This window comes from Candidatus Margulisiibacteriota bacterium (assembly GCA_028706105.1).
GTDB lineage: Bacteria > Margulisbacteria > Riflemargulisbacteria > GWF2-35-9 > DYQY01 > DYQY01.
In genome coordinates this window covers 1-3,079 of the sequence record JAQWCF010000139.1, presented here as the reverse complement: position 1 = coordinate 3,079, position 3,079 = coordinate 1, and the positions used below count along the sequence as shown (strand labels likewise).

Sequence of the window (3,079 nt, the reverse complement as noted above, 5' to 3'; positions counted from 1 at the left end):
TTGCAAAAGATGCACAGTTGTTACTGAAATTACTGCATCATTGTTACCAAAAGTGCTGCATTGTTGTTACCGAAAACACTGCACTTTAATTTACCGAAATTACTGCATTCTCAGTTTCCGTTAACATCAATATAATCTGCACCAGCTTTATCAAATTGGCCGGCATGCGCCTCAACAGCAATAGCAACAGCTCTGCCTAAGGATCCTTTATAAGTTTTGGCAATCTCCATATTATTAGATATTATACCTTATCACAGATGCAGCTCCCCTCTTCTTAATATGCTTAATCGATTTATTAATGTACTTATTACGTATTTTATCTGGTGCAACTTTTCCGTTAAATCCATATCCGATTTTTGTTTGTCCGAACTTTGCAGATCTGCTAGTGTAACCTCTTTCTTTCTCGTACCAATGATCTACTTCAAAAACCTCTACAATAAGCCCTCTGAATTCACTTAATACATATTTAATTTGATCTTTTTTTCTTGCATCAATAGACCAAGTCTCTTTCGTTGAGTCGTAAATCGATTGACTCTCGTTACCTCTTTTATATTTTTTGTTGATATTAATTATAACGCAATCACTCTCTATAGACATTAATGGTTCTGCATTATACAATCGTTTTATTTCTTCTGAAGTCATCAGCCCTCTATTAAAAGAGTTATGTCCAGACACCTCATTAGTCAATTCACAGCCTTGGTAGTTCATAATATCAATTAAAGCCGCCTCCACTTCAAAGGCATTTCTCTCTGTCAAACCATGTCTTACGATGTAGTGCTTAACCTTCTGGTTTCTATCTATAATATTGCGAATTGTACTGTATTTGACATTTTCGTTATCCACATCTTTTAATGAGCAATTTAAGTGATCAAAAACTCTATTCCCCCGACCCTTCCCAATATAAAACGGTTTATTGTTGAATGGGTCAACAAGCATGTATACGTAATAACATAGTGCTTGGATTGTTTTTTCGTCAAATGAATTCATAATAAATAAGATTTTTCTAGCTGCTCATTTGAAATAGCAACAAGCAAATTATCGAGTTGCCTGGTTGTTAGATCAACACCATACTTTTCTTTTATCTCACAACCTATAGCAAGACATTTATAATAGAAAATTGCGTATTCCTCATCAACGTTAGCATCTTTTATACGTAATTTAATGTCCTTTAATGAACCATCAAACAGTTGATTGATCGCAGAGACTGCCCTTGAATCATATATAAAGAATAAGGATGGTAGGTGGAAATGCAAATATTTTGAACAAAAAGACCTCTTTTCTAAGAGGGTCATCTCTTTTGTCAATTGAGTCAGACATGCATGTAGTGACAATGCTTTCATGGTTACATCAGTAGAATCTAGCTCACATATATTACTTACACCCTGTGACAAACATTTTAATTCTGCAAGTTTTGAGTCGAGTTCAGAGGCTTTGAAGCCTTCGTAGACTTTCCCGGTATAAAACACATCATTGGGTTCCTCTGCATTTTTTCGCCGCTCAATTGCAGCTGCATAAGATCTTCCTATAAGCCAAACTTTTGCTAAAACATTTTCAATTTTTTGATGATCAAAATTATCTCTGCATAAACTATACAAAGTTTCATTCCCAAGGTCCCAGACACTTGATAATGATTTCTCAATTAACTCTTTAGATATTATCAGTTTCATATTATAGTATTTAATCGGTTTTACTTGCAAAAAATGAGCAGATAAGCATATTACATTTATTATAGTCATCAATATCAAATTGTAACAACTTATAATTATGGCTAGATATCAAGTGGTTTTCACCGTTTACTCTTTTTATATAATCAAGGTAATTATTAGATTTGACTGGTATAGGAAATAAAACAAAGGCAACTATACCTTTTGAGCTTGAGTCAAGACTTTTTAGCTTATCAACATCAGCACTTATAGAGTCAATGTTCTTGGTAATGGGTCTAATAGAGTTATTAATCCCTTCTATCCGCCAGTTTGTGTTAGGTGTTTTCAGTTCCACGTAATACATTATATCATCTTTGCAAAAAGAAATATCAGCCCTGATATTGCTTGCCCTATTAGATGGAATCTTCACTTCTACACCAACGTCTTTATGACCATCCTCTGCAAGGTAATGTGCTAATTCAAATTTCAACCACCCTTCAAACTTAGCTCTCTGCCTCAGCGGAATCTTTAATAATCCTTGGTTTTGTTCAAGAATCTTGCAAATAGCGTCTTTAATATATTTATCCATAAATAAGCATTTCTTTTAAAGTTAACAAATAATACTATTCTCTCTTAAGAAACCACATAATATCAATGCAATATCGTTCTAAAACCCGAATGATTTAATGAATGTTTCATTTTCCCTCACATAGTTTTTGGAAATACTCCTTGGCATATTTACGGGCGTTAAATGCGTCAACCTCTACGTCTCCTACAATAAATGGTTCTTCGCCAAACATAATGTACTCGCCATATAAATCATCAGCTGTGGCTCCTGGCTTGTATTCCACAGATGTCTCAACTACTTTTTTGCATGCTGCTATGGCCTCTTCAAGAATATCATACTCGCCTTGCTTGTACCGCTCACTTTCATCCATATAATGAAAATTGTCATCTACCCACACAGTAAATCTTTTACTTGCCTTTTTCTTTAGCATGATGTTTGATTCCAACTTTGCCTCCATGATTGTTAGTTTAAAATATTGTTCAGCAAATTTACACGCTCAGTTTGACAACATGTGTCACAGCTATTGCAGGTCTCACCTTTTTTCACATCTCTCACAAATTTAGGTATTTAAGTGCTGGACCTCTGCACTAAATTCACTAGGGTAGATTTAAAAGTGCAAACATCTCGTGCTTTACTCCCACATTATCAAACACATGTGAAAAAAGATGAGAGGTGCTTCTGTTGCTTTTTATTCTATTGTCAAATTCCTCGATTTTGGATATTTAACTGAATATTTTAAAACAAATTCCTTTTTCTCCATTGGTTTTAACGTAAACTCCCATTTAACTTCTCCACTTTCTTTGTTTAGCTTACCTCCTGAAATATTTTGAATGTTAACTTCAATTTCTTCAAGTCTTGATACAGGAGC

Annotated in this window: 5 protein-coding genes; all 5 read right to left on the bottom strand. The window is 34.3% G+C overall.

Translation table 11 applies throughout. The features are described 5' to 3' along the window. Positions 1–234 precede the first annotated feature (234 nt). Positions 235–987 carry a hypothetical protein gene (locus PHF25_09350; protein ID MDD4528212.1) on the bottom strand — a complete coding sequence of 251 codons (753 nt, stop codon included), beginning with the start codon at positions 985–987 and terminating at the stop codon, positions 235–237. Beyond that, on the bottom strand, positions 984–1,667 hold the full coding sequence (locus tag PHF25_09345) for a hypothetical protein (GenBank protein MDD4528211.1): 684 nt from the start codon (positions 1,665–1,667) through the stop codon (positions 984–986). Before PHF25_09345 ends, PHF25_09350 begins: the two co-directional genes overlap by 4 nt. Before the next feature lie 10 nt (positions 1,668–1,677). Next, positions 1,678–2,232 carry a hypothetical protein gene (locus PHF25_09340; protein ID MDD4528210.1) on the bottom strand — a complete coding sequence of 185 codons (555 nt, stop codon included), beginning with the start codon at positions 2,230–2,232 and terminating at the stop codon, positions 1,678–1,680. Between the two features lie 106 nt (positions 2,233–2,338). Further along, on the bottom strand, positions 2,339–2,668 hold the full coding sequence (locus PHF25_09335) for a hypothetical protein (protein MDD4528209.1): 330 nt from the start codon (positions 2,666–2,668) through the stop codon (positions 2,339–2,341). A 231-nt stretch (positions 2,669–2,899) separates the two neighbouring features. Further along, positions 2,900–3,079, bottom strand: a 180-nt coding sequence (locus PHF25_09330; protein MDD4528208.1) for a DUF4139 domain-containing protein, incomplete at its 5' end; no start/stop codon positions are given.

Bases quoted from the DNA above. Each gene is read 5' to 3' on its own strand.
- PHF25_09350 (MDD4528212.1), bottom strand. From the start codon at position 987: ATGAATTCATTTGACGAAAAAACAATCCAAGCACTATGTTATTACGTA.
- PHF25_09345 (MDD4528211.1), bottom strand. From the start codon at position 1,667: ATGAAACTGATAATATCTAAAGAGTTAATTGAGAAATCATTATCAAGT.
- PHF25_09340 (MDD4528210.1), bottom strand. From the start codon at position 2,232: ATGGATAAATATATTAAAGACGCTATTTGCAAGATTCTTGAACAAAAC.
- PHF25_09335 (MDD4528209.1), bottom strand. From the start codon at position 2,668: ATGGAGGCAAAGTTGGAATCAAACATCATGCTAAAGAAAAAGGCAAGT.